Below are 23,381 nucleotides of genomic sequence, written 5' to 3'. Positions count from 1 at the left end.
GGGCCTAGTTGACTTTGTCCGGGTGCGAGCCCGTCCGATGCCCGCGGTCCAGCGCGTTGATGGCCGCCAGGTCGCGTTCGGAGAGTTCGAAATTGAAGACGTTAAGGTTCTCCCGGATCCGCGCTTCGGAACTGGCCTTGGGAATGGCGATGTTCCCCAGCTGCATGTGCCAGCGAAGGATCACCTGCGCAGGCGTCCGGCCGTGCTCGGCGGCGCAGGCCTGGATCACCGGATCGGCCAGGACCTGGCCGCGGCCCAGCGGGCTCCACGCTTCTGTCCGGATGCCCAGGCCGGCGTGCTTGCTGCGCAGTTCCTCCTGCTGCAGCCACGGGTGCAGTTCGATCTGGTTGACGGCGGGAACCACCTCGGCACTTTGGAGCAGGCGGTCAAGGTGTGCCGGCTGGAAGTTGCTGACGCCAATGGCACGGACCCTGCCTTCGCGGTACAGCGTTTCCAGGGCCCGGTAGGTTTCCGGGAACAGGCCACGGCGTGGGCAGGGCCAATGGATGAGGTACATGTCCACGTAGTCCAGTCCCAGGTTGACCATGGAGTCGTCGAAAGCCCGCAGCGTGGCGTCGTAGCCGTGGTGGTCGTTCCACACTTTCGTGGTGATGAAGACGTCCTCCCGGCTCAGGGACGGCGACAGTTCCCCGGAGCCGCCGCTGCCTGTCCCGTCGCCCAACTGGGAACTGATGCCGCGGGCCACGCCGGTTTCGTTCCCGTACATGGCGGCGGTATCGAAGTGGCGGTAGCCGGCGGCGAGCGCGGTGGCCACGAGCCCTTCCGCCTCTGCTGGCGGCACCTTGTACAGCCCAAAGCCGAGCTGGTCTATCAGCACGCCGTTGTTCAGGCTGAGCCGGGGTGAGGTTCTCATGGCAACGACTCTACCCACTTCAGCTGGTCAGTCCCTCGTAATCGACTAGGCGGCGTGCGGTGGCTTCGTCCAGGATCAGGTCGGTGGCCAGCCTCGCTGCCAGGGCGCCGCGCAGGCCGTTGATCTTGGAAACCCCCGACACCACGCAGATCCTGCGGCGCACCTGCCGCAGCTGGGCAAGCGCCGGACCGGTGGACCTTTCGTTCAGGACGATCCCGTCGGAGGACCCGTCGGCGCGGAAGAAGACCGTGGCGACGTCACCCACCACGTCCGAGTTGGCAAGGGCGTTCAGGTCGTCCTCATCGAGGTACCCGCCCGCGTAGACGTGGCTGGGATAGTCGGCGTGCACGGAACCCACACCGAAGATGGCGATGCTCATCTTTGCCTGCAGCTCCAGCACGCGCTGCACGCTGCGTTCATTCCACATTGCCGTCTTGGTGGCGGCGTGGTCGAAGAAGGCCGGAACCGGGAACTGCTCCACCCGGGCTCCGTACGCGCTGCCGAACCTGCGCATGATGTCGCTGGCATAGGTAATGCCCGTGGTGTGCATGTTTCCGGCGCCGTTGAGCTGGACTATCACGCTGTCATGCGTGATTTTCCTGGTGAGGTGCCGGCTGACTGCACTGAGCGTTGATCCCCAGGCCACGCCGATAATGGCGTTGGAATCCACCAGGGGCCCGATGGTGCGCGCCGCCTGCATGGCCACGCGGTCGAGGGTTTCGGCTTCGTTGAGCGTGCCAAGGATGGGAACCACGTGGACATCAAGGTTGTACCGGCGGCGGATGATCCCTTCCAGTTCGGGTCCGGTGTCCAAAGGGTTGCGGATTTGGATCTGCACCAGGCCCGAATCCCGTGCGGACGACAAAAGGCGGGAAACCGTGGACCGTGACGTGCGCAGTTCACGCGCAATCGCGTCCATGGTGAGGTCCTGCAAGTAGTACATTTGTGCAGCTCGGAGGGCATCTGCGTCCCGTGAAAGTGCCATCTCACTTCCATTCTGCACGTTCGTGCATAGTCCTTGACTCCATTTTCCATTTCTCCGAACAATAGAGCAGAACGGCGGCGCTATCCAGTGCGTCCGCATCACACAAAGCCCCAAGGGAGTCGTTTTGGGACCCAAGGATTCAACTGTTCAACCCTCCTCTGTTTCAGTGCCCCGGCCGGGGGCCGGGCGCGCGTCCGTCCACAGCCTGCGGCAACGTCCGCACGCGAAGGTGCTGGTTGTTGGCGGTGGCATCAACGGAGTGGGCACCTTCCGTGATCTGGCACTCCAGGGCGTCGATGTCGCGCTCGTGGAACGCGGAGATTACTGCCAGGGCGCCAGCGGTGCGTCCTCGCACATGATCCATGGCGGAATCCGCTACCTCGAGAACGGCGAGTTCCGCCTGGTCCGGGAGTCCGTGGTGGAACGCAACCGCCTGCTCAGGATTGCGCCGCACTATGTCAAGCCGCTGCAGACAACCATCCCCATCTTCAGCACCTTCTCCGGCATCCTCTCGGCACCGCTGCGCTTCCTGACCCACAAGCAGCAGGGAAAGCCCAAGGAGCGTGGAGCGTTCCTCATCAAGGTGGGGCTTAGTCTCTACGATTCGTTCTCCAGGAACGGCGGGACGGTACCGCGGCACCAGTTCAGGACCCACAAGGCAGCCCTCGGGGAACTGCCCGCCCTGCGGCCCGACGTCAAATACACGGCCACCTACTTCGACGCGTCCGTCCACAACCCGGAGCGGCTGACCCTGGACGTCCTGCAGGACGGCGAAAAGGCCGGACGCGCCGGTAACGCGAGGGGCACCAGCGCACAGAGTGATACGGCCCGCGCCAGCAATTACCTGTCACTCCAATCCATGTCTGCAACCCCCAATCCGGGAACCGGCAGGGGAAGCACTGTCCGCCTTCGCGACGAACTGACCGGTGAGGAATTCGACTTCACGGCGGACATCATCGTCAACACCACCGGGGCCTGGGTGGACCACACCAACCAGGCAATGGGTGCGGCATCCTCGTTCATGGGAGGCACCAAGGGGTCCCACATCGTGCTGGACCACCCGGGCCTCCTCGCCGCCTGCCGCGGCCGGGAAATCTTCTTCGAGCACACCGACGGCCGGATCGTCCTCATCTACCCCATGGGCGACCGGGTTCTCGTGGGCACCACGGACGTTGACGCGGACATGTCGGAGGACGCCGTCTGCACCGACGAGGAGATCCAGTACTTCTTTGAACTGATCAACCACGTCTTCCCCTCGGTCGACGTCACACCAGAGGACATCGTGTACACGTTCTCGGGTGTCCGCCCCCTGCCCAGCCATGACGCCACCCAGCCCGGCTTCGTCTCACGTGATTACCGCATCGAACGCCGCGCGTCCGCACCTGAGGGGAGCGGCGCCGTCGTGCTGAGCCTGGTGGGCGGCAAATGGACCACCTTCCGTGCCCTTGCCGAGCACCTGACCAACGAGGTCCTCAGTGAACTCGGCGTGCAGCGCAAGGTGTCCACGGCGCAGCTCCCCATCGGCGGCGGCGCCGGTTTCCCTGCCGACGAAGCTGGCGTGCAGAAATGGATCAAGGCCCACATGGCCGGCGGCCGGGATGCAGACCGCACGGCCGGACTGCTGACCCGCTACGGGACCCGGGCCGAAGAGGTCATCGCCTACCTCGATGCCGAGCCCGACCACGCGCTGCGGTCCACCCGTGAACTGAGCGTCCGTGAACTGGAATTCATGGCGGCCAATGAGCAGGTGGGGCACCTGGTGGACGTCCTCATCCGGCGTACCTCCCTGGCCTTCCGCGGACTGGTTACCGGTGAACTCCTCAACGAAGTGGCGGAAGTCCTGTCCGTCCCGCTCCAGTGGGACGCGGCGGCGCGCGCCGCCGAGATCAAGCACGCACAGGACGTGCTGCAGCGTTTCCACCGCGTGGAAACGCACAGCCTGGTCGCCTAAGGCCAGGTTTCCGGCCGGGGCGTTACAGCGTCCCGGCCACACGGTCCTTCACCAGCGGAGGACCGACAACTAAACAAAGAAATGGAGTCAAAGATGTCTCTAGGAATAGTCTTCCTCTCCGAAGTCTTTGGCACGGGCATGCTGACCCTGTTGGGTTGCGGCGTCGTTGCCAACGTGGCTTTGCGGGGGACAAAAGGCAACAGTGGCGGCTTCCTGATGGTCACTTGGGGATGGGGCATTGCCGTCTTCTGTGGTGTCTTCGTCGCCGCCAAGTCGGGCGCGCACCTGAACCCTGCCGTCACGCTCGGCCTGCTGCTCAATGGCAAGGCTGAATATGCGCCGGGAGTCACCGTAGACTTCGCTTCCACCCTCACCTACTTCGGTGGCGAGATGGTGGGTGCATTCCTTGGTGCCGTGGTCTGCTGGCTGGCCTACAAGCAGCACTTCGACGACGAACCCGAGCCTGCCAGCAAGCTTGGGACCTTTTCCACCGGCCCTGCCATCCGGTCCACCCCATGGAACCTGATCACCGAAATCATCGGCACTTTTGTGCTGGTCTTCGTCATCCTCACCCTCGGCGGTACCCCCTCAGGGCTCGGCCCGCTGGCAGTAGCGCTGCTCGTGGTCGGTATCGGTGTTTCCCTCGGCGGCCCCACCGGCTACGCCATCAACCCTGCCCGTGACCTGGGACCGCGCATCGCCCACGCTGTGCTTCCCATCAAGGGCAAGGGCTCCAGCGACTGGAGCTATTCGTGGATTCCTGTGGTCGGCCCGCTTGTGGGCGGCGCCCTGGGTGGACTCGTCGCCCGGATTGTCCCGATCATCATCACGGCCGCTTCCTGACCCGTACTCATCACAGCCATTAACAAGACAAGGACGTCATCATGAACCAGTACGTAATCGCCATTGACCAGGGCACCACCAGCACCCGCGCCATCATCTTCGACCACAGCGGCGCCATAGTCTCCTCCGGCCAGATGGAACATGAGCAGATCTTCCCGCAGGCAGGATGGGTGGAACACGACGCCGCGGAAATCTGGAACAACACCCGTGAGGTCATCGGCTCGGCCCTCTCCAAGGCGAACCTGACGCGGCACGACATTGCCGCCGTCGGCATCACCAACCAGCGTGAAACAGCCGTCGTGTGGGACAAGACCACAGGCAAGCCGGTGTACAACGCCATCGTGTGGCAGGACACCCGCACCCAGGACATCGTCGACGAACTGGGCAGGGACGGCGGCGCGGACCGTTTCAAACAAAAGGTGGGCCTGCCGCTGGCCACCTACTTCTCCGGCACCAAGATCAAATGGATCCTGGACAACGTTGACGGCGCCCGTGAAAAGGCAGAGGCCGGGGACCTGGTGTTCGGCAACACCGACGCCTGGGTCCTCTGGAACCTCACGGGCGGCGTGGACGGCGGTGTCCACGTCACCGATGTCACCAACGCCTCCCGGACCCTGTTCATGGACCTCGAAACCCTGCAGTGGGACGACGAAATCCTCGGGATCTTTGGCGTGCCGCGAAGCATGATGCCGGAGATCAAGTCCTCCTCAGAGGTTTACGGCACCGTCCACAGCTCGCAGCTGCTGCGGGAAACGCCGGTGGCGGGCATCCTGGGCGACCAGCAGGCCGCCACATTCGGCCAGGCCGCCTTTGAAGCAGGAGAAGCCAAGAACACCTACGGCACCGGCTGCTTCCTGATCTTCAACACGGGCGAGGAGATTGTCCACTCGAAGAACGGGCTGCTGACCACCGTGGGCTACAAACTGGGCGATGCCAAGCCGCACTACGCCCTGGAAGGTTCAATCGCCGTCACCGGCTCGCTGATCCAGTGGCTGCGCGACAACCTGGGCATGATCAGCAGCGCCCCCGAGGTGGAAACCCTGGCCGCATCCGTCAAGGACAACGGCGGCGTCTACATCGTCCCCGCGTTCTCCGGCCTCTTCGCCCCTTACTGGCGCTCCGACGCGCGGGGGGCCATCGTGGGCCTGACCCGGTTCGTTAACAAGAACCACATCGCCCGGGCAGCCCTGGAGGCCACCGCCTTCCAGACCCGCGAGGTGCTGGACGCCGTCAACGCGGACTCCGGCGTTCCGCTGACCGAACTGAAGGTCGACGGCGGCATGGTCGCCAACGACGCATTGATGCAGTTCCAGGCGGACATCCTCGGCGTCCCGGTGATCAGGCCCAAGGTCATCGAGACCACGGCGCTGGGGGCAGCCTACGCGGCTGGCCTGGCTGTTGGCTTCTGGAAGGACCTGGGCGAGTGCTCGGCCAACTGGTCCGAGGACAAGCGCTGGGAACCGCAGATGGACAAGGCCGAACAGGACCGCCAGATGCGGCTCTGGAAGAAGGCTGTCACCAAGTCCATGGACTGGGTCGACGAGGACGTGCGCTAGGCAGCACTCTCTGCGGCCCGGGCAGCAGTGAACAATCCGGGCAGCAGTGAACAGTCCGGACAGCAGTGAAAAGGGAGGGCGGCATTGGTGCCGCCCTCCCTGTTCACGGGCTCCGGTCAGGAGATGTCCGGTTCCGAGGCTCAATCGCAGAGTTGGGCCCGCGGTGTCTTCGCGTAAACGCTCCTGCTGACCTCGTAGCCCCTCGCGTCCTGCTCCAGGGCCTCCTCATTGACGCGGGCGAAGTGCCGGGCATCCAGCTGCCGCACTTTCACCAGATCCATGAATTCCTGGTCGGAACCGCCCACTGCAGTGACCTTCACCAGTCCGGTTCCGGCTGAATAGAACTTTCGCTGATGCCCGGCGTCAGGTGGTTCCAGAGGGTTGAATTCATCGATCACCAGCACGTCGTTGTAGCAGCCCGTAGGAACACAAACGTGCTGGTCCTGCTTGAAGACTTGCCCGCAGTCAAGGAAATCCACCTTCGGTGCGTACGCCTGCACATACGGAGGAGTATCTGTCCGGGGCGTGGCCTTCATTGCGATACCGGCCTGCGCCTTCGCGATGCCGCTTATGAAGGTGCTTGGTGCGCCGGCCAACTTGCCGTTTTCGTATTCCTCGGGGTATTCGCCGAACAGCCAGACGGCGCCGCTGGTGCTCTGCGCGAAGAACGCCAGCTCGGATTCGACCAGTTCGCCGTTGTCATAATCGCGGTCCCACACCACCTGCGTGGTGATGCCGTCAATCACTTTCGTCAGCCCTGTCACGGTGCTGACCACGCTGTGCGCGTGGACGCCGTCCGAAGAGGACACCTCCCCAGTGGTTGTGAATTGCATGCCCGGCTTGAGCGGGAACCATTTGTTGTCGATATGCGGTTTTGTCTGGAAATCAGAAGGGTCGAAGTTGATCGCAGAGCCGGGACCGCAGAGCTCCGGTGGTTGTTGTGCCGCGGCCGCGGTGGCGGCGGACGTCACGGTGAGCGTCGCCAGGACAAGCATGAGCGTGGAGCCGTATGCGGTGAATCGCTTTTGTCGATGGAACATGGCCGGCCTTTCGTTGTGAGTGGGTTTTGTGCACCCGGCCGCTATCCAGCGGAGGCTGGTTCCGGGTTGGGGCGGCGAGTGCCGCGGGCCGGGCGCCGCTTGGCGAAGCGGAGGTACAGCGACGGCACAATGAAGAGGTTCAGCAGGGTGGACGTGACGAGGCCGCCCAGGATGACCACTGCCATGGGGTGTTCGATTTCGTGGCCCGGGACATTCCCCATGACCACCAGGGGCACCAGGGCCAACCCGGTTGCCAGGGTGGTCATGAGGATCGGGGACAGCCGCTCCGCTGCCCCGCGCAGCACCAGGTCACGGCCAAAGGTCTCACCCTCGTCCCTTTCCAGATGCTGGCAGTGGCTGATGAGCAAAATGCCGTTGCGCGCAGCGATACCCATCACCGTCAGGAAGCCCACAACCGAGCCCAGGGAAAGGATCCCGCCGGACATGAAGGCGGCGAAAACCCCGCCCACCAAGGCGATCGGCAGGGTCAGAAGGGACAGTACGGCGAGCCGCCAGCTCCGGAATGATGTTTGGAGGAGCAGGAGGATCAGGACGAGGGCAGCGGCGGCGAAAATCATCAGGCGGTTCGTGGCCGCCTCACGTTCGGTGTATTCGCCAAGCAGCTGCACGCTGTAACCGGCCGGCAGGTCCAGGGTGTCAAGGCGTTGCTGCAGCTCGCGGGCGACGTTGCCGAGGTCTGCGCCCGATGCCAGGAACGATCCAACTTCAACGCGGCGCGATCCGTTCGTACGGTCAATCTGGTTCGGCACCGGCTGAAGGGCCACGGTGGCCAGGTCAGCGAGGCGGACCCGCTGGCCGGTGGGCGTGTCGATCGGCAGGTCTTCGATGCTGGTAACGCTGGACCGGGTGGCGGGAGTGCTCCAGACGTGGACGTCGTAGGCACGTCCGTCGCGGAAGACGTCGCCTACCTCCTCGCCAGCCACGAGCGTGGCTGCCGCACGTCTCACATCGCCAGGTTTCAGTCCGTATTTCTGTGCCTGGGCCAGGTTGACCGTGACAGAGATCTGCGGGACCTCAACCTCAAGGGAGACATGGGCGTCCTGGGTGCCGTGGATGCCGTCCAGGATGTCTTTGACCCGTTGGGCCTGTTCACGCAGCACGTTGAGGTCATCCCCGTAAACGCGGACGAGGATCGGCTCACTGGCTCCCGTGAGGACCTCTTCGATCCGTTCCTTCAGGTAGGTCTGGACGTCCCGGTGCAGGCCGGGATACCCGTTGACAACGTCCTGCACGGCGGCGAGCGTCTCGTCGTAGTTGGCGTGACGGTCAATGCTGATCCAGTGCTCGCCCGCGTTGACGCCAACAATCTCGTCGGCGGTGAAGGCCTGACCAATGTGTGTACCGCAATTCAGGACGCCGGGCACTTTGAGGAACTCCTCGCAGCCGCGCTGCGAGATCCGATATTCCTCCGCGGCTGACGTTCCCGGCTGTGAGACCCAGTGCATCAGGAAGTCCCGTTCCTTGAAAGTGGGGAACAGGGATGAGCCCAGGAGGGGTGCTATCGCCAAACCTGCCAGGGCGACGACTCCGAATCCCGCGTAGCCGTAGCGGGGCCGCTTCATCATGCCTGACAGGACCGCGTGGTAGCCGCGCTTGAGCACGCGGACGAGGGGAGCGTCACGCTCCTCCAGTTTGGCGTTACCGAGGAGGATCAGTGCCAGGGCCGGAGTGACCGTCAGCGCCACCAGCATTGAGGCGAGTACTGCCAGCGTGTAGGTGATTGCCAGCGGCCGGAAGAAGACGCCCGTCAGTCCATCCAGGAAGAAGATGGGTACTGCCGCCACCACAATGATCAGGGTGGCATAGACGATGGGGCTCCGCATCTCGAGCGAGGCTTTCAACACCACCGAGGACGTGGATTCGCCGCTGCCCCGGGCGCGGTGCTGCCGCAGCCGCCGCATGATGTTTTCGACGTCGATGATGGCGTCATCGACCACGACACCGACCGCAATAACCAGCCCCGCAAGGACCATCGTGTTGATCGAACTCGCGGTGAAATACAGGACCAGGGCAGCTGTGAGCAAGGACAGCGGAATCGCGATGAGGCTGATGAGGGCTGTCCGCCATTGGAAGAGGAAAGCGCCCAGGATCAGGACGACGAGCAGGCAGCCGAGCAGCAGGGCCAGGCTGAGGTTGGAGATGGATTCCTCCACAAAGCTTGCCGGGCGGAAGATAGTGGTGTCGAAGCTGATTCCACTCAAGCCGGGCTGCAACTCATGCAGGGCCTCCTCAACGCCCTTGGTCACGTCCAGGGTGTTGCCCCAGGGCAGTTTCTCGACAATGAGCATGAGCCCATGGCCGCTATTGATGACGGCGTCACCGATGAGTGGCTGGTGGTCTTCCACTACTTGGGCTACGTCGCCAAGGTGGAGGGGCACGCCGTCCTTTTCACGGATCGTCACCTGGGCCAGGTCGGCGGGAGTCTTTATCGGCTGGACGTGCCGAACCCCCATTCTCTGGTTGGGGCTGTCAATAAAGCCCCCGGTGCCGATGAACCTTCCGGGCGAGTACCTGAGCAGGCCTGCGTCGAGGGCGCCGGCGGTGACTTCCATGACCTGGTTGAGGGAAACGTCCTGGGCTTTGAGCTTGTCGGGTTCCACCTGCACCTGCAGCATCTGGAGCCGTTCCCCCCAAATTGCCACGTTGGCCACACCGGGAACCCGCAGGAGGCGGGCCCGGATGGTCCAGTAGGACAGCATGGACATCTCAATGAGCGAGTGCTCGGATGACGTCATTCCTATCTTCATCACGCGGCTCGTGGCGGACAGCGGCTGCAGCATGACCGGCGGGGCCGCCCAGGTCGGCAGCGCCGCTGTCACGGACGCCATGCGTTCCGAGACCTGCTGGCGGGCGTTGAGCAGGTCGGTGCCCGGATGGAAGAGCAACACGATCGAAGACAGCTGCGCAACGGATTTGGACCGCAGCTCGTCCAGTCCCGGCATGCCGCCTACCGCTGCCTCGATGGGAACGCTGACCAGCTCTTCGACTTCCTGGGCAGTCAGGCCAAGGCACGCGGTCTGGATTTCGACCCGGGGTGGGGCGAATTCGGGAAAGACGTCCACGGACGCGGCACCCAGCTGCAGGGATCCGAGCAGCATGACCGCACACGCGATGGCGACGACGATCGTCCTAAACCTGAGGCTGACCCCGATTATCCAGCGCATGTCACTGGGCCGTGTCGAATTCCGCGCCAAAAAGCTCCTCAGCGCCCGTGGTCACCACCGTTGTGCCGGGAGGCGGCCCGTCGCCCAACTGCGCAACATCGGCGTTGATGCGTTCGACGGTGATTGGCGCGCGGACGTAAACCAGGGGCTCGGGGTTGGTGTAGACCCACGTCTTGCCGGTGCTGTCATACAGGATGGCCGCATAGGAGACGGTGAGCTTCCCGGTCTGGGGGTCCGTCGCCACCTGGACAGTGGTAAGCCCAAGGCGTTGGACAGCGTGATCGGTGAGCGTGATGCGGTGAAGGTCCGTTCCCGGCACCGTGGCAATGGCCGCCGGGTCGTTGGCTGACGCCGCTTCGGAAACTTGGGCGCACCCTGCAACCAGGAGTGACAGGAACGCCGCGATAATGAGGGCTGCGTGCTTCCTGGCGGGCCCTGCTGGAATGGATTTCATCACACAACCTGGTTTTCAGTAGGTTCATAGGTGGCGTGGCCGTCGCTGTGTGCTGGTGCCTTCGGCGCGAAGGCGAGCAGTACGGCGGGTACCACGAACAGGGTGGACAGGGTGGAGGTCAGCAGGCCGCCCCAGATGATCACGGCAAGCGGTTGAATGATTTCCGTTCCTGCCACGCCGCCGAACAGGACGAGGGGCACAAGTGCAAGTGCCGTCATCCCGGCCGACATCAACGTCGGACCCAGCCTGTCCCTCGCCGCATGGACCACCAGGCCAGGCATCGGCACGTCGCCGCCCCGGGCCTGTAGTGTCCGGACGCGTTCCGCCATCAGCAGGGTGCCCCGGGCCGCGATCCCCAGCACGACGGCGAACGCCACCAGTGCGACCAGGGAATTTACCGCCCCGGTAACCAGGGCGGCAAGCACGCCTCCGGAGAGCGAAAGGACCAGGCACAGGGCGAGCGGGACGGCGAGCCGCCAGCTTCCGGCAGCAGTCTGCAGAAGCACCAGGATGCCGGCCGCGGCAATGGCTCCGAGCAACCAGAGCCACTGGATGTTGCTTTGCTGCTGGGCATACTGCGTGAGGATTTCGGCGTGGTACGACATCGGGAACTGCATCTTTTGGAGGCCCGCATTAATGTCGTTTTGGATGTCGCTCAGGGGCCGGCCCTGGATATCGGCTTTCACGTCAAGGCGGCGATAGGTGTCATCGTGAAGAATGACGGACTCGTTTCCGACCATATTGACCTGGGCGACGTCGCCCAGGCGGGCATGCCCGCCGCTGGGGGTGTCGATGATCAGGTCACGAACGCTGTCCAGGCTGTTCCGCGTGGACGGGACCCCCTTGACGATGACCGAGAAGACCTTCTGCTGTTCGTAGAGGTTGCCCACTTCGATACCTTGCACCAAGGCGGCCGCAGCGCGTCGAACATCCCCGGGGGCGACGCCGGCCTTCTGCGCCTTGGCAAGGTCAACCGTGACCTCGGCAATGGGCTGCTCGGGGGGAACGTCAACATGGGCGTTCGCAATGCCGGCGGTGTGTTCCAGAATCTGCTGCACCTCCGACGCCTTCTGCCGCAGGATCGCGGGGTCCAGGCCGTAGACCCGGACGGCGAATCCGCTGTCCGCAGCGTCCCGGATCGCGTCGAGGCGCTCCTGGGGATAGGTCGATACCTTGCTGGTCAGCCCGGGGTAGCCGGCAATGACCTGCTTGACGGCGGCAGCAGTATCCCTGAAGGATGCATCGTGTGCCACGCTGACCCAAAGTTCACCCGAACTTACGTCACCGACCTGGTCGGAGGTGATGGCCCGGCCAACGTGGCCTCCCACATTGGCCACGCCGGGCACGCCGCGCAGCTCGCCCGCCGCCGCCTCCGTGATCCGGCTCATTTCCTGGTCCGAGGTACCAGCGATCGCGCTCCAGTGCACCACCAGGGTCTTGTCCGCCATTACCGGCACCACGGGGTGGCCGGCTGCCAGCTGGGGCATCAAGGCCAGCCCCGCCAGCGCCACAACGGCGGAAGCAGCGAACATCCATTTAGCCCCTCCCCTCAGGCGGACCAGGAGCCGCCCGTAGCCCACCTCGAGCCGCTTCAGCGACCGGCGTTCCCGCGGCGCGTTCAACGCTCCGGGGAGGACGAACACCAGCGCGGCTGTGACGGCCAGCGCCACGATCATCGAGACTGCCAGGGCAAGCAGGTAGGCCAGGACAAGTGGACCGAAAAGGGCTCCATTCTCACCTGTGAAGAAGAATGCCGGCATCGTGGCCAGCGCCATGATCAACAGCGAGTAGAGAATCGGAGTACGAACCGAGCGAAGGGCCTCCGGAATCAGGCCCGAGCCCCGCTGGGTATCGTGCAGCGCGTCCCCGCGTTTCCTGGCGGAAAGGTTCGCCGCCACCACCCCACTGAGGTCCTCGGCGACGTCGCCTACGATAACCGCGAGGGCGAGCACCATGCCCGCGAACACCATGGAGTTCATCCCGACCCCGCGCCAGTACAGGACAAGGGCCGCCGCGGTGAGTGCCGCCGGGATGGTGACCAGGCTGATGACAGCGGCACGCCATGACCGGAAGAACGCCCAGAACATCGCGACGATGACCAGCAATGTGATGAGCAGGCCGACGCCGATTACGCCGACTTCCTCCTCGATGAAGGACGCCTGTCGGTAAACGGTGGTGTCCACCTGTACCCCGGGCAGGCCCGGCTGGAGTGCGCGCAGTGCCTCGTCCACGCCCCGCGTCACGTCCATGGTGTTGGTCTCGGGGAATTTCTCGATCACCAGGAGGAGTTCGGTTTCCTTGCTCAGGAGGGCATCGCCGATCAGTGGCTGGTGGTCCGTTTGAACCGTGGCGACGTCCTTCAGGAGGAGGTTCCCCGCCGGACTGTCCAATGGAACCTGACCCAGGTCCTGGGGAGTGGTGATTGGCAGGACGTGCTGGACGCCGATCCGCTGGTGTCCGGTCTCGAAGAAGCCGCCCGTTCCCGGGGTGGAGGCCTCCAGGTAGCTCAGCGGTGATACCCATACTGAGTTGCCGGTGGTCTTGATGACATCGTCCAGCGTGACGCCTTTGGCTGCAAGCTGACCCGGATCCACCAGGACCTGCAGTTGCTGATCCCGTTGGCCCCAGATGGCCACGTTGGCGACACCAGGCACCGCCAGGAGGCCTGGCTTCATCGTCCAGCGGGCCAGGACAGACATGTCGATGGCCGACATGTCCTTTGACGTGAGCTTGATCATCATCACCCGGCTGGTGGATGAGAGCGGCTGCATGAGGACCGGCGCTGCTGACACGTTCGGCAGTGCGCGGGCCTGGGTAAGGCGCTCAGAGACCAGCTGGCGTGCCCGGAAAAGGTCAGTCCCCGGCTTGAAGACCATCTGGATCGAGGACAGCCCGGGGAGGGACTTGGATCGGATCGCCTCCACCCAGGCAACGCCGTTCAGCAGGTCGGCCTCCATCGGGGAGGTGACGAGCTGTTCCACCTCGGCGGCCGAGAGCCCCAGGGCCTCCGTCTGGATCTCCACCTGCGGCGGGGCGAATTCCGGATAGGCATCAACGGACATGCCCGGCAAACTTGATAACCCAAAAGCGAGAATTCCCGCAGCCAATGCCAGGACCAACAACCGGAACTGGACAGCCCAGCGAATTATGGCGGTCATGACCAGTACCACGGTGATTGCCTGGCCCACAACCCGGGAGCTTCGGTGCGGACCTTTACTTTTGCGGGGGCGAAGCTGCTGTCCGCCAGTTGTCGTGCGGGAAATCTACGCCAAGAACACATTTCGGGCTCCTCGACCTGAGACCGTTCAGTACCCCGCAGACTTGCCATCACTGTGGACCGCATAGCATAACTTGGCAAGAGTACTTAGCCCCTCAACTTTGCGGCTCCGGCAGTAGGGGGAGCACCCAATTCGGGGTGGTGGCTTTAGGGGGATGCGGGCTCCGGCGCGTGCCCTCATCGGCTGGGCGGTAATCCGGCACTTCTTTACACTGGCGGTGCGCTAAAGTAGAGCCATGCGTGCGATCCTTCTGCTTAGTTAGCCGCCGGCTCCGGATATCGGATAGCTGAGCGGCAGCCCCTCCCTTGGCGAGGGGCTTTTGTGTGTCCGGGGTATGGCGCCGGGCCGGCAGCAGGAGGATCAGGCCGTTATGGCAGCACCGATGCCGTAACAGAACAGAAGAGGGCAGCAGTGGGCGTTCAGCCGGAGACAGAGACCGGAACAGCAACAACAGTATCGGCGGAGCCTGAGGAGGGCACCTACAGTTTCACCGCCATGGAGGCCAAATGGCCCCAGGTGTGGGAGGACCTCAAGGTCTTCACCCCGGTGGATGACGGGTCCCGGGAGCGCCGCTACGTGCTTGACATGTTCCCGTACCCGTCCGGTGACCTGCACATGGGCCACGCCGAAGCGTTCGCCATGGGTGACGTCGTGGCCCGCTACCTGCGCCAGAAGGGGTACGACGTCCTGCACCCCATCGGCTGGGACTCCTTTGGCCTGCCCGCGGAGAACGCTGCCATCAAGCGCAACGCCCACCCCAGCGAGTGGACCTACGCCAACATCGACACCCAGGCAGCGTCCTTCAAGCGGTACGCCATCTCCGCCGACTGGTCGCGCCGCCTCCACACCTCCGACCCCGAGTACTACCGCTGGACCCAGTGGCTGTTCAAGCGCTTCTACGAGCGCGGGCTGGCCTACCGGAAGAACTCCCCGGTCAACTGGTGCCCCAAGGACCAGACCGTCCTGGCCAACGAGCAGGTGGTCAACGGCGCCTGCGAGCGCTGCGGCACCACCGTGACCAAGAAGTCGCTCAACCAGTGGTACTTCAAGATCACCGACTACGCGGACCGCCTGCTGGATGACATGGACGAGCTGCGCGGCCACTGGCCCGAGCGCGTCCTGGCCATGCAGAAGAACTGGATTGGCCGGTCCGAGGGTGCCCACGTCAACTTCGTGATCGAGGCCGACGGCGGCAAGCCCGCCAAGGAGGTCACGGTCTTCACCACCCGCCCGGACACCCTGTACGGGGCAACCTTCTTCGTGGTGGCTGCCGACGCGCCGCTCGCCGTCGAACTTGTCACGGACGACCACGCAGCTGCCCTGGACGAATACCGTGAACGGGTCAAGGCGCTCTCCGAGATCGAACGCCAGTCCACCGAGCGCGAAAAGACCGGTGTCTTCACCGGCCGCTACGCCATCAACCCGCTGAACGGCGAAAAACTGCCGGTCTGGGCTGCCGACTACGTCCTGGCCGACTACGGCACGGGCGCTATCATGGCCGTGCCCGCGCATGACCAGCGGGACCTCGACTTCGCCCGCGCGTTCAACCTGCCGGTCCGCGCCGTCCTGGACACCGGCGAAGAGGATCCCGCCGTCTCGGGCACCGCCACCTCGGGGGAGGGCACCCTGATCAACTCCGGCGAGCTCGACGGACTGCCCAAGGCCGAGGCCATCCCGGCGGCCATCACCATCCTGGAGCGGCAGGGCACCGGCGAGAAGTTCGTGAACTTCCGGCTCCGCGACTGGCTCCTGAGCCGGCAGCGGTTCTGGGGCACCCCCATCCCCATCATCCACTGCCCGTCCTGCGGCGAAGTCCCCGTTCCCGATGAGCAGCTGCCCGTGACCCTTCCCTCGGACCTCCGCGGCGAGGACCTGGCCCCGAAGGGCACCTCGCCGCTGGCCGCGGCCGAGTCCTGGGTCAACGTCGAATGCCCCACCTGCCACGGCCCTGCCAAGCGGGACACCGACACCATGGACACGTTCGTCGACTCCTCCTGGTACTTCCTGCGCTTCGTCTCCCCGCACTACACCGGGGGCCCCTTCGATCCGGAGAAGATCAACGACTGGATGCCCGTGGGCCAGTACGTCGGCGGTGTGGAGCACGCCATCCTCCACTTGCTGTACGCCCGCTTCTTCACCAAGGTCATCCACGACCTGGGCATGATCGACGCCGACGAACCCTTCAGCGCCCTGCTGAACCAGGGCCAGGTACTCAACGGCGGCAAAGCCATGAGCAAGTCGCTGGGCAACGGCGTGGACCTCGGCGAGCAGCTCGACAAGTACGGCGTGGACGCGGTCCGGCTGACCATGATCTTCGCCTCCCCGCCGGAGGACGACGTCGACTGGGCCGATGTTTCGCCGTCGGGCTCCGCGAAATTCCTGGCCCGCGCCTGGCGCCTGGCGCAGGACGTGGCCAGCGGGCCCGGCGTGGACGCCACCACCGGCGACCGCGCGCTGCGGTCGGTAACGCACCGCACCATCGCGGACGCCGCTGAACTGCTGGACGCCAACAAGTTCAACGTGGTGGTGGCCAAGCTGATGGAGCTGGTCAACGCCACCCGCAAGGCCATTGACTCCGGCGCAGGGGCGGCGGATCCGGCGGTCCGCGAGGCCGCTGAAGCCGTCGCCGTGATCCTCAGCCTGTTCGCGCCATACACCGCCGAGGACATGTGGAACCTGCTGGGCCACCCGGCGTCGGTGGCCAACGCAGGCTGGCCCGCCCACGATCCCGCGCTCCTGGTCCAGGACACGGTCACCGCCGTTGTCCAGGTGCAGGGCAAGGTCCGTGACCGGCTTGAGGTGTCCCCGGACGTCTCCGAGGATCAGCTCCGCGAGCTGGCCCTGGCGTCCGACAACGTCCAGCGCGCCCTTGACGGCCGCGGCATCAGGACAGTCATCGTCCGTGCGCCTAAGCTGGTCAACATCGTCCCGGCATAAGCGCTGCACCCTGCAGCACGCACCGGCCGCCGGAAGTTTTACGGCGGCCGGTGCTGACTGATCCGGACACCGTCTCCAGGAGGCCCCTTGCCCGACAGTAATGCCGCCGCCTGGCCATGGGTCCGTGCACGGCTGTCAGGCCTCCGTCCCGGGGCGCGGCCGGGGACGCGGCGGGCGGCCGGGAGCGCTGAGGTGCGCACCGCCGTCGTCACTGATTCCGCTGCCGCCCTGCCTGCGGACTATGCAGGCAGGCTGCCGCGGGACGGCATCCTGACCGTGACACCCATGCCCGTCATGGTGGGCCGGGAAATCTACGGCGAGGGTGAAGACGACATCCTCGAGACCATCGCCGTGGCGCTGGCCTCCGGAACGCAGGTCAAAACATCCAGGCCGTCACCGGGCCAATTTGAGCAGGCGTACCGCGCGGCCGAACTCCGGGGATTCCAGGCGGTCGTTTCCGTCCATATCTCCGGGGAACTTTCCGGCACTGCCGACGCGGCCCGGCTTGCTGCGGCAAAGGTGGGGATCCCCGTGGAGGTGGTGGATACCCGAACCGTGGGCATGGCACAGGGGATGGCCGTGCAGGCTGCCGTGGAGGCAGCCGCCGCCGGCGCCGACCATGCGGGGGTTGCTGCCGCGGCAGCGGCCCAGGCAGCCCGCACCAAGGTCTTCTTCTACGTCCCCAGCCTGGAACAGCTGCGGCGGGGCGGACGGATCGGCGCCGCGGCCTCGCTGCTGGGCACCATGTTTGCCATCAAACCTATCCTTGCGGTCGACGGCGGCAGGATCGTCCCGCTGGAGAAGGTGCGGTCAGGTGCCAGGGCCGTGGCGCGCCTTGAGGAAATCGTGGTGGCCGAAGCGGCGGCGCGTCCGGGAGAGGCCGTGCGCCTGGCCGTCCATCATTTCGGGAACCCCGAAGAGGCGGAGAGCCTGGCCGCGCGGCTGGAAGCGGCACTTCCCGAATGCCCGCCCGCCCAGATCAGTTCCCTCCCGGCGGTCCTCGCTGCCCATGCGGGCCTCGGCGTCCTTGCGGTCATCGTGGGCAGGACGGCCGCCGATGGCGGGACGGACGGCGGACCGGGCGCTGAAGCGCACCTTTCCACATAGCCTCTTTGCCGGCTGCCGGGCGGCGGACCGTGTTCCTAGGGTGGAGCTATGTCACGCCGGGATGCTGGAGCAGCAGGTCAGCAGGCGCGCCATGTGAGGGCGAGGCTCCATGCCACCCTGGGGGAGGGACCTTCCGGGCTCCTGCAGGACGGGGCCGGCCCCGACGGTTTTGAGTACCGGGGTTCAGGTGACGCGGGCGGAGACAAACCCGGCAGTGGCTCCGGAGCTGGTTCCGGTGTGGCGCCTTCGCTCCGGTGGCGGGTGGGGCTGCGCGTCGCCGTGCTGCTGGCTGTTCTGGCCGTGGCCGCGGGAGCCTGGTTTTGGTGGCAGGCCGGGGCGGCCGCGCCCCAGGTCCTGCCGTTGGGCGGCACCGGTTCCGGCGGCGCATCAGCAGCGGCCGGTGACCGTGGTTCCGTCCAGGGCGGGACCCCAGCCCCACCGGATTCCGGCAGCGGGCAGGGCGGCCCCGCGTCAGCGGGGACGGTGGTGGTGCACGTTGTTGGCGCCGTGGCCAGACCTGGTGTTATCCGGCTGCCGCACGGCAGCCGCGTTGACGACGCCATCGCTGCGGTGGGCGGTGCGACTCCGGACGCCGACGTCAACCGGCTCAACCTTGCCCTCGTGGTGGAGGACGGCCAGAAAATCCACGTTCCGCGGCAAGGGGAACCCCAGGCCTCCGCGGCCGGTGCCGCAGGTCCGGACGGCACTGGGTCAATGGGTGCTGGTTCAGGCACTGCGCAGCAGGGGACGGTACCCGGCCAGACCGGCGGAAAGGTCAACCTCAACACCGCGGACGCTGCCACGCTGGACACGCTGCCAAAAGTCGGGCCGGTCCTGGCCCAGCGGATCGTGGACTGGCGGAAGGAACACGGCCCCTTCAAGAGCGCGGAAGAACTGGACGCCGTCGACGGCGTGGGACCAAAAATGCTTGAGGCCTTGCTCCCGCTGGTGACGGTCTAGGGACGGCCGTGGGAGCGAATTCAGGAAGGGGAGGCCGGGACAAGGGTCAGGGAAGGAATGCGCCCGATCCCGGCGGCGGAAAGCAACGGCGCAGTCCCTGGCACCGCTTCATCGAATCCGCGGTGAATGGCCCCGGCCTGGAACCACAGGTTCCGACGCCTCCAGGCGCAACGGAAGCCTCCGGGACCACTTCTCCGCCATCGACACCGGCCCACCCACGGACCCCCTGCTTGCCGGCCACCGGGCACCGGCCGCTGCAGGGGCACTGGACGCGCGCCGTGCACCACGTGCGCCAGCGGGTGGCCGATGGCGGCAAGGCCCAGGAAAACGCTGATACCAGTCCCGCGGAACCACGACGCCGCACGGACCTCCGCCTTGCCCTTCCGGCATTGTTGGTATGGACCGCCTCAGTGGCCGGGCTCTGGCTGCCGCCTGCGGAGCTTGCAGCACTGTGCTCCGCACTGGCGGCACTTGGCGGCCTCCTCCTGGCCCGCGCGGCCAGGCATCGCACGGCACGAACTGCGCGTCCCGCCGTCGGCCACCAGGAACGGGCCGGGCCGCCCCGCGCCACCGGACGCAGCTTTCCCGCCGCCCTGGGCGTCTCCCTGATGCTGGCCGCTGCCGCCGCAGCCCACGCTGCAACGTCGTCAAGCCAACGGTTCGAGGGTCCCCTCGCCGACGCGGTCACTGCCGGCAAGTCCGTCGTCGCCATTGTGGAGGTGGCCGGAAACCCAAGTGCCATGGCAGGACCGGGCGGGTCGGCGGGACGCTGGGCAGTTCCGGTGTGGACGCAGGAAGTGACCACCGGCGGCATGCTGGTGCGGACACGGGCGCGGCTCACCATCATGGGCGGGCAAGGCTGGGGCGGGGTGGTGCCGGGGCAGACCCTGCGCGCAGCAGGAAAGCTGCGGCCGGCGGAGCCGGGGGACCAGGACGCGGGAACCCTGGCCGCCTCCACCGCCCCCGGCAAGGCCATGGGAGGCTCGCTGCTGGAGGGGGCAGCGAAGGAGCTTCGCGCGCGCTTCGTTTCCGCCGCGGTTTTCCTGTCACCTGATGCCCGCGGACTCCTTCCGGGAATGGTCACCGGAGACACCAGCGCACTGGACGAGGGACTGGACAACGCCATGAAGGCTGTGGGCATGACCCACCTAACGGCGGTCAGCGGGGCAAACTGCAGCCTGGTGCTGGGGGCCTTGCTGCTCCTGTGCCGCCGGTGCCGGCTGCCGCGTGCTCCCGCTGCGGCTGGAGCACTTTGCGGCCTGGCCCTCTTCATAGTCCTGGTGGGACCGGACGCCAGCGTCCTGCGGGCCGCTCTCATGGGTGCCATCGGGGTGGCCGCCCTCGCGGGCGGACGCCCAGGGCGCGGACTGAGCTTCCTGTGCCTCGCCGTCATCGGCCTTCTACTGGCCGAGCCTGCCCTTGGCACCAGTTTCGGATTCCTGCTGTCCGTCCTTGCCACGCTGGGGATCATTCTCCTGGGGCGGCGGATCGTCGCCTGGATTCCCGCAGCGGTGCCCCGGTGGATCGCCGCCGCCGTTGCGGTTCCGCTGTCCGCACAGCTGTTGTGCGGGCCCGTCATCGTCCTCCTGCAGCCCCGGTTCGCCACCTATTCGCTGCTGGCCAATGTCGTGGTGTCACCCCTGGTGGCGCCGGCGACCCTGCTGGGAACGGCAGCGGTGCCGCTGGTGGTCCTGCTTCCGTGGGCCGCCACGTTTCTGATCGCTGTGGCTGGAACGTTCAGCGCCGGCGTCGCCGCCACCGCCAGGTTCACGGCGCAGCTGCCCGGCTCCGCCCTGCCCTGGCCTGAGGGAGTGCCCGGGCTGCTGTCGATGGTGCTGTTGTCCACCGTTACCCTGGCGGCCGTGTGGGCAGTTGTCCGGCCCCTGCGGTTCGCCTGCCAGGTCCGGAAAGCGCACGCCGTCACGGTGGCACTGATCGGGCTGATGGAGCTGCGGCTGCAGCACATCCGCCGCAAGGGCAGCTTGGACCGCGGGCGCAGACGTGGCAGGCTGGGATCCTGCAATAAAACCTCCGGAAGGGACCTTGGATGGCCGTCGCGCAAAAGCGGGCAACACGCTCCCCGGCGTCGAACACAGCCTCCTGGCGGGACGTAGCCCCGGCCTCGATCGTGCTGATAAGCGGCCCGGAAGAGTACCTGGGCATCAGGGCCATGGACAGGATCCGATCCCAGGTCAGGGCGGCCGCGCCGGACGTCGAATTGAGCCGCATCAACGCCGCCGGCTATGACGCCGGCACCCTGACCATGCAGGTGAGCCCTTCACTGTTCGGTGAGAGCAAGCTCATTGAAGTGGAGGCCGTGGAAGGGATGAACGACGCCTTCCTGGCGGATGCCCTTGCCTACCTGCAGCACCCGGAACAGGACGCCGTCGTCGTGCTCCGGCACGCCGGCGGAGCACGCGGCAAAAAGCTCCTCGACGCCGTTAAGAAGGGTGGCTGGCCGGTCGTCGACTGCCAGCCACTGAAGAAGGATGCGGACAAGGTCTCGTTCGTCATGGCGGAGTTCAAGGCGGCCGGGCGGCGGATCAACCAGGACGCCGTCCAGGCGCTGGTGAATGCCGTGGGGGCCGACCTTTCGGAACTCGCCGCGGCGTGCTCGCAACTGATTGCCGACGCAGGGAGCACCGTCACTACTGAGACCGTGGACAAGTACTACGGCGGACGGATCGAGGCCACCGCGTTCAAGGTCGCCGACGCCGCGATGGCAGGAAACGCCCCCGTGGCGCTGTCGACGCTGCGCCACGCCCTTGCCACCGGTGCTGACCCGGTTCCGCTGGTGGCAGCCCTCGCCTCGAAGCTGAGGACTGTCGCACGGGTGGCCGGCGCCTCCGGATCGCCCGCGCAGATCGCGGCGGAACTCGGGATGCAGCCCTGGCTCGTGGAGCAGGCACAGCGGGACGTCCGGCGCTGGACCCCGGAAGGCCTGGTCCGGTCCATCCAGGCCACGGCGGAGGCTGATGCGCAGGTCAAGGGCTTGTCCCGGGACCCCGTCTACGCCGTCGAACACGCCGTGACGGTGATTGCCATGTCCGTCCAGGGCAGGTAGGCCGCAACGATTAAAAGCGTGTGGCCGGTACCTTGCGGTACCGGCCACACCATCAGTTCGTGGGAACTGGAAACCTTAGAGTGCGTTGACCTTCTTGGAGATCGCCGACTTGCGGTTCGCTGCGTTGTTCTTGTGCAGAACACCCTTGCTGACAGCCTTGTCCAGCTTACGGCTGGCAGTAACGAGCGCAGTAGTAGCAGCTTCCTTGTCAGAGGACTCAACGGCGGTGTTGACGGCGCGGATGGCCGTCTTCAGCTCAGACTTGACTGCGTTGTTGCGCAGGCGTGCCTTCTCGTTGGTCAGGATGCGCTTCTTCTGGGACTTGATATTCGCCACGTGTGAACTCTCTTTGTAATGCGGAAATGGTCTAGAGGGCTTTCAGGCTGGCCTTGACTGAGCGGCGTGGGGATACCTATGGCGGCCAGCCATCAGTGACCGTCGACCTGCACGGACACACAGCAATAAAGAATAGCAGGTCAGCGGCGGCACTGGCCATTTGGGTTGGTCAGCTCCAGCCGTGTCGCCGGCGCAGCCCGGCCGCAACTTTCTCAAACCGCGCCGCGTCCAGCACGGCGCCCTCCCGCCGGATGCTGTCAGGGCGGATCTGCAGGATACGGTCCAGGCGCACTTCACTGGGCCTGCCCTGCTTGTCCCAGTCCCCGGAACCGAGGTCCACGTAGTCGCCGGACGTTGAACCGGCAGGCACCCTGTCCCTGCTGGTCAGCATCAGTCCCAGGAGGAACGGGCCGTTATGCCCCACCAGCAGCACCGGCCGGTCCTTCCCCTTGCCGTGGTCCTCCTCGTAAGGGACCCAGGCCCACACCACCTCGCCCGGATCCGGGTCGCCGTCCGGCTGCGGTGCATACCGGACGGCGGAACGCCCGCTGTAATCACCGGGATACCCGGACCCGGCAGGACCTCCGCCGGGAGCCTGAGGCATGGCCCCCGCCCGGCGGTCCCGGTCGGGGCCCGGGGCCGGCGGGGCGGGCCGCCGTTTCTGCAGCATGCGCAGGCCGCGGCGGACAGCGTTTCCCAGGGAGCGGAGATCAATGACCATGCGAAAAGCCTATCGGCGGTGGTTCGGCATGGAACTGCCCGGCGGCGCCCTGCCCGGATGCGGTCCGCGCGTCCCGGACGTGGGACACTG

Annotated in this window: 16 protein-coding genes; 8 read left to right on the top strand and 8 right to left on the bottom strand. The window is 65.9% G+C overall.

Going from position 1 to position 23,381, the window contains the following annotated elements; translation table 11 throughout:
• Nucleotides 1–4: 4 nt before the first annotated feature.
• Both ACEN9K_RS12180 and ACEN9K_RS12175 read right to left on the bottom strand, forming a co-directional pair.
• Nucleotides 5–874, bottom strand: a complete 870-nt coding sequence (locus ACEN9K_RS12180; RefSeq protein ID WP_495634469.1) for an aldo/keto reductase — start codon at nt 872–874, stop codon at nt 5–7.
• 19 nt (nt 875–893) lie between these two features.
• Nucleotides 894–1,859, bottom strand: a complete 966-nt coding sequence (locus tag ACEN9K_RS12175) for a sugar-binding transcriptional regulator (protein WP_018769294.1) — start codon at nt 1,857–1,859, stop codon at nt 894–896.
• Between the two features lie 166 nt (nt 1,860–2,025).
• On the opposite strand from ACEN9K_RS12175, the gene ACEN9K_RS12170 reads away from it, so the two are divergent.
• The 3 genes from ACEN9K_RS12170 (at nt 2,026) to glpK (ending at nt 6,209) form a co-directional block, all read left to right on the top strand.
• Entirely contained in the window at nt 2,026–3,810 is a 1,785-nt protein-coding gene (locus ACEN9K_RS12170) for a glycerol-3-phosphate dehydrogenase/oxidase (RefSeq protein ID WP_056390442.1), read from the top strand.
• A 93-nt stretch (nt 3,811–3,903) separates the two neighbouring features.
• On the top strand, nt 3,904–4,653 hold the full coding sequence (locus ACEN9K_RS12165) for an MIP/aquaporin family protein (protein ID WP_026265770.1): 750 nt from the start codon (nt 3,904–3,906) through the stop codon (nt 4,651–4,653).
• A 41-nt stretch (nt 4,654–4,694) separates the two neighbouring features.
• Complete coding sequence (gene glpK / locus ACEN9K_RS12160) at nt 4,695–6,209, top strand: glycerol kinase GlpK (protein ID WP_018769291.1); 1,515 nt, start codon at nt 4,695–4,697, stop codon at nt 6,207–6,209.
• Nucleotides 6,210–6,349: 140 nt separating this feature from the next.
• Here the strand turns inward: glpK and ACEN9K_RS12155 are convergent, their stop codons facing one another.
• From ACEN9K_RS12155 to ACEN9K_RS12140, 4 genes are read right to left on the bottom strand one after another with little or no spacing between them, the layout of a single operon-like run.
• A complete protein-coding gene (locus ACEN9K_RS12155; protein ID WP_056390439.1) occupies nt 6,350–7,249 on the bottom strand; it encodes a hypothetical protein in 900 nt (299 codons plus the stop codon).
• A gap of 41 nt (nt 7,250–7,290) precedes the next feature.
• Complete coding sequence (locus ACEN9K_RS12150; protein ID WP_495634468.1) at nt 7,291–10,434, bottom strand: efflux RND transporter permease subunit; 3,144 nt, start codon at nt 10,432–10,434, stop codon at nt 7,291–7,293.
• A 1-nt stretch (nt 10,435) separates the two neighbouring features.
• Nucleotides 10,436–10,888, bottom strand: a complete 453-nt coding sequence (locus tag ACEN9K_RS12145; protein WP_018769288.1) for an efflux RND transporter periplasmic adaptor subunit — start codon at nt 10,886–10,888, stop codon at nt 10,436–10,438.
• A complete protein-coding gene (locus ACEN9K_RS12140; RefSeq protein ID WP_495634467.1) occupies nt 10,888–14,046 on the bottom strand; it encodes an efflux RND transporter permease subunit in 3,159 nt (1,052 codons plus the stop codon). Before ACEN9K_RS12140 ends, ACEN9K_RS12145 begins: the two co-directional genes overlap by 1 nt.
• A 531-nt stretch (nt 14,047–14,577) precedes the next feature.
• On the opposite strand from ACEN9K_RS12140, the gene leuS reads away from it, so the two are divergent.
• The 5 genes from leuS to holA all read left to right on the top strand — a co-directional run bounded on the left by leuS (nt 14,578) and on the right by holA (nt 22,234).
• Nucleotides 14,578–17,103 carry a leucine--tRNA ligase gene (leuS, locus tag ACEN9K_RS12135; protein ID WP_056390433.1) on the top strand — a complete coding sequence of 842 codons (2,526 nt, stop codon included), beginning with the start codon at nt 14,578–14,580 and terminating at the stop codon, nt 17,101–17,103.
• Nucleotides 17,104–17,190: 87 nt separating this feature from the next.
• Nucleotides 17,191–18,210 carry a DegV family protein gene (locus ACEN9K_RS12130; protein ID WP_478223345.1) on the top strand — a complete coding sequence of 340 codons (1,020 nt, stop codon included), beginning with the start codon at nt 17,191–17,193 and terminating at the stop codon, nt 18,208–18,210.
• 48 nt (nt 18,211–18,258) lie between these two features.
• Nucleotides 18,259–19,170 (top strand): ComEA family DNA-binding protein, encoded by a 912-nt coding sequence (locus tag ACEN9K_RS12125; RefSeq protein WP_495634466.1) that lies wholly within the window; start codon nt 18,259–18,261, stop codon nt 19,168–19,170.
• 230 nt (nt 19,171–19,400) lie between these two features.
• Nucleotides 19,401–21,284, top strand: a complete 1,884-nt coding sequence (locus ACEN9K_RS12120; protein ID WP_495634465.1) for a ComEC/Rec2 family competence protein — start codon at nt 19,401–19,403, stop codon at nt 21,282–21,284.
• Complete coding sequence (gene holA / locus ACEN9K_RS12115; protein ID WP_478223348.1) at nt 21,218–22,234, top strand: DNA polymerase III subunit delta; 1,017 nt, start codon at nt 21,218–21,220, stop codon at nt 22,232–22,234. The genes ACEN9K_RS12120 and holA overlap by 67 nt, the downstream gene beginning before the upstream one ends.
• A gap of 75 nt (nt 22,235–22,309) precedes the next feature.
• Here holA and rpsT read toward each other — a convergent pair whose 3' ends face one another.
• Entirely contained in the window at nt 22,310–22,570 is a 261-nt protein-coding gene (gene rpsT / locus ACEN9K_RS12110; RefSeq protein ID WP_018769282.1) for a 30S ribosomal protein S20, read from the bottom strand.
• A gap of 169 nt (nt 22,571–22,739) precedes the next feature.
• Nucleotides 22,740–23,291 carry a type II toxin-antitoxin system PemK/MazF family toxin gene (locus tag ACEN9K_RS12105; protein WP_495634464.1) on the bottom strand — a complete coding sequence of 184 codons (552 nt, stop codon included), beginning with the start codon at nt 23,289–23,291 and terminating at the stop codon, nt 22,740–22,742.
• Between the last annotated feature and the right edge of the window lie 90 nt (nt 23,292–23,381).

This window comes from Pseudarthrobacter sp. Pseusp20 (genome assembly GCF_059492155.1).
This window is presented reverse-complemented; position numbering and strand designations above follow the sequence as displayed.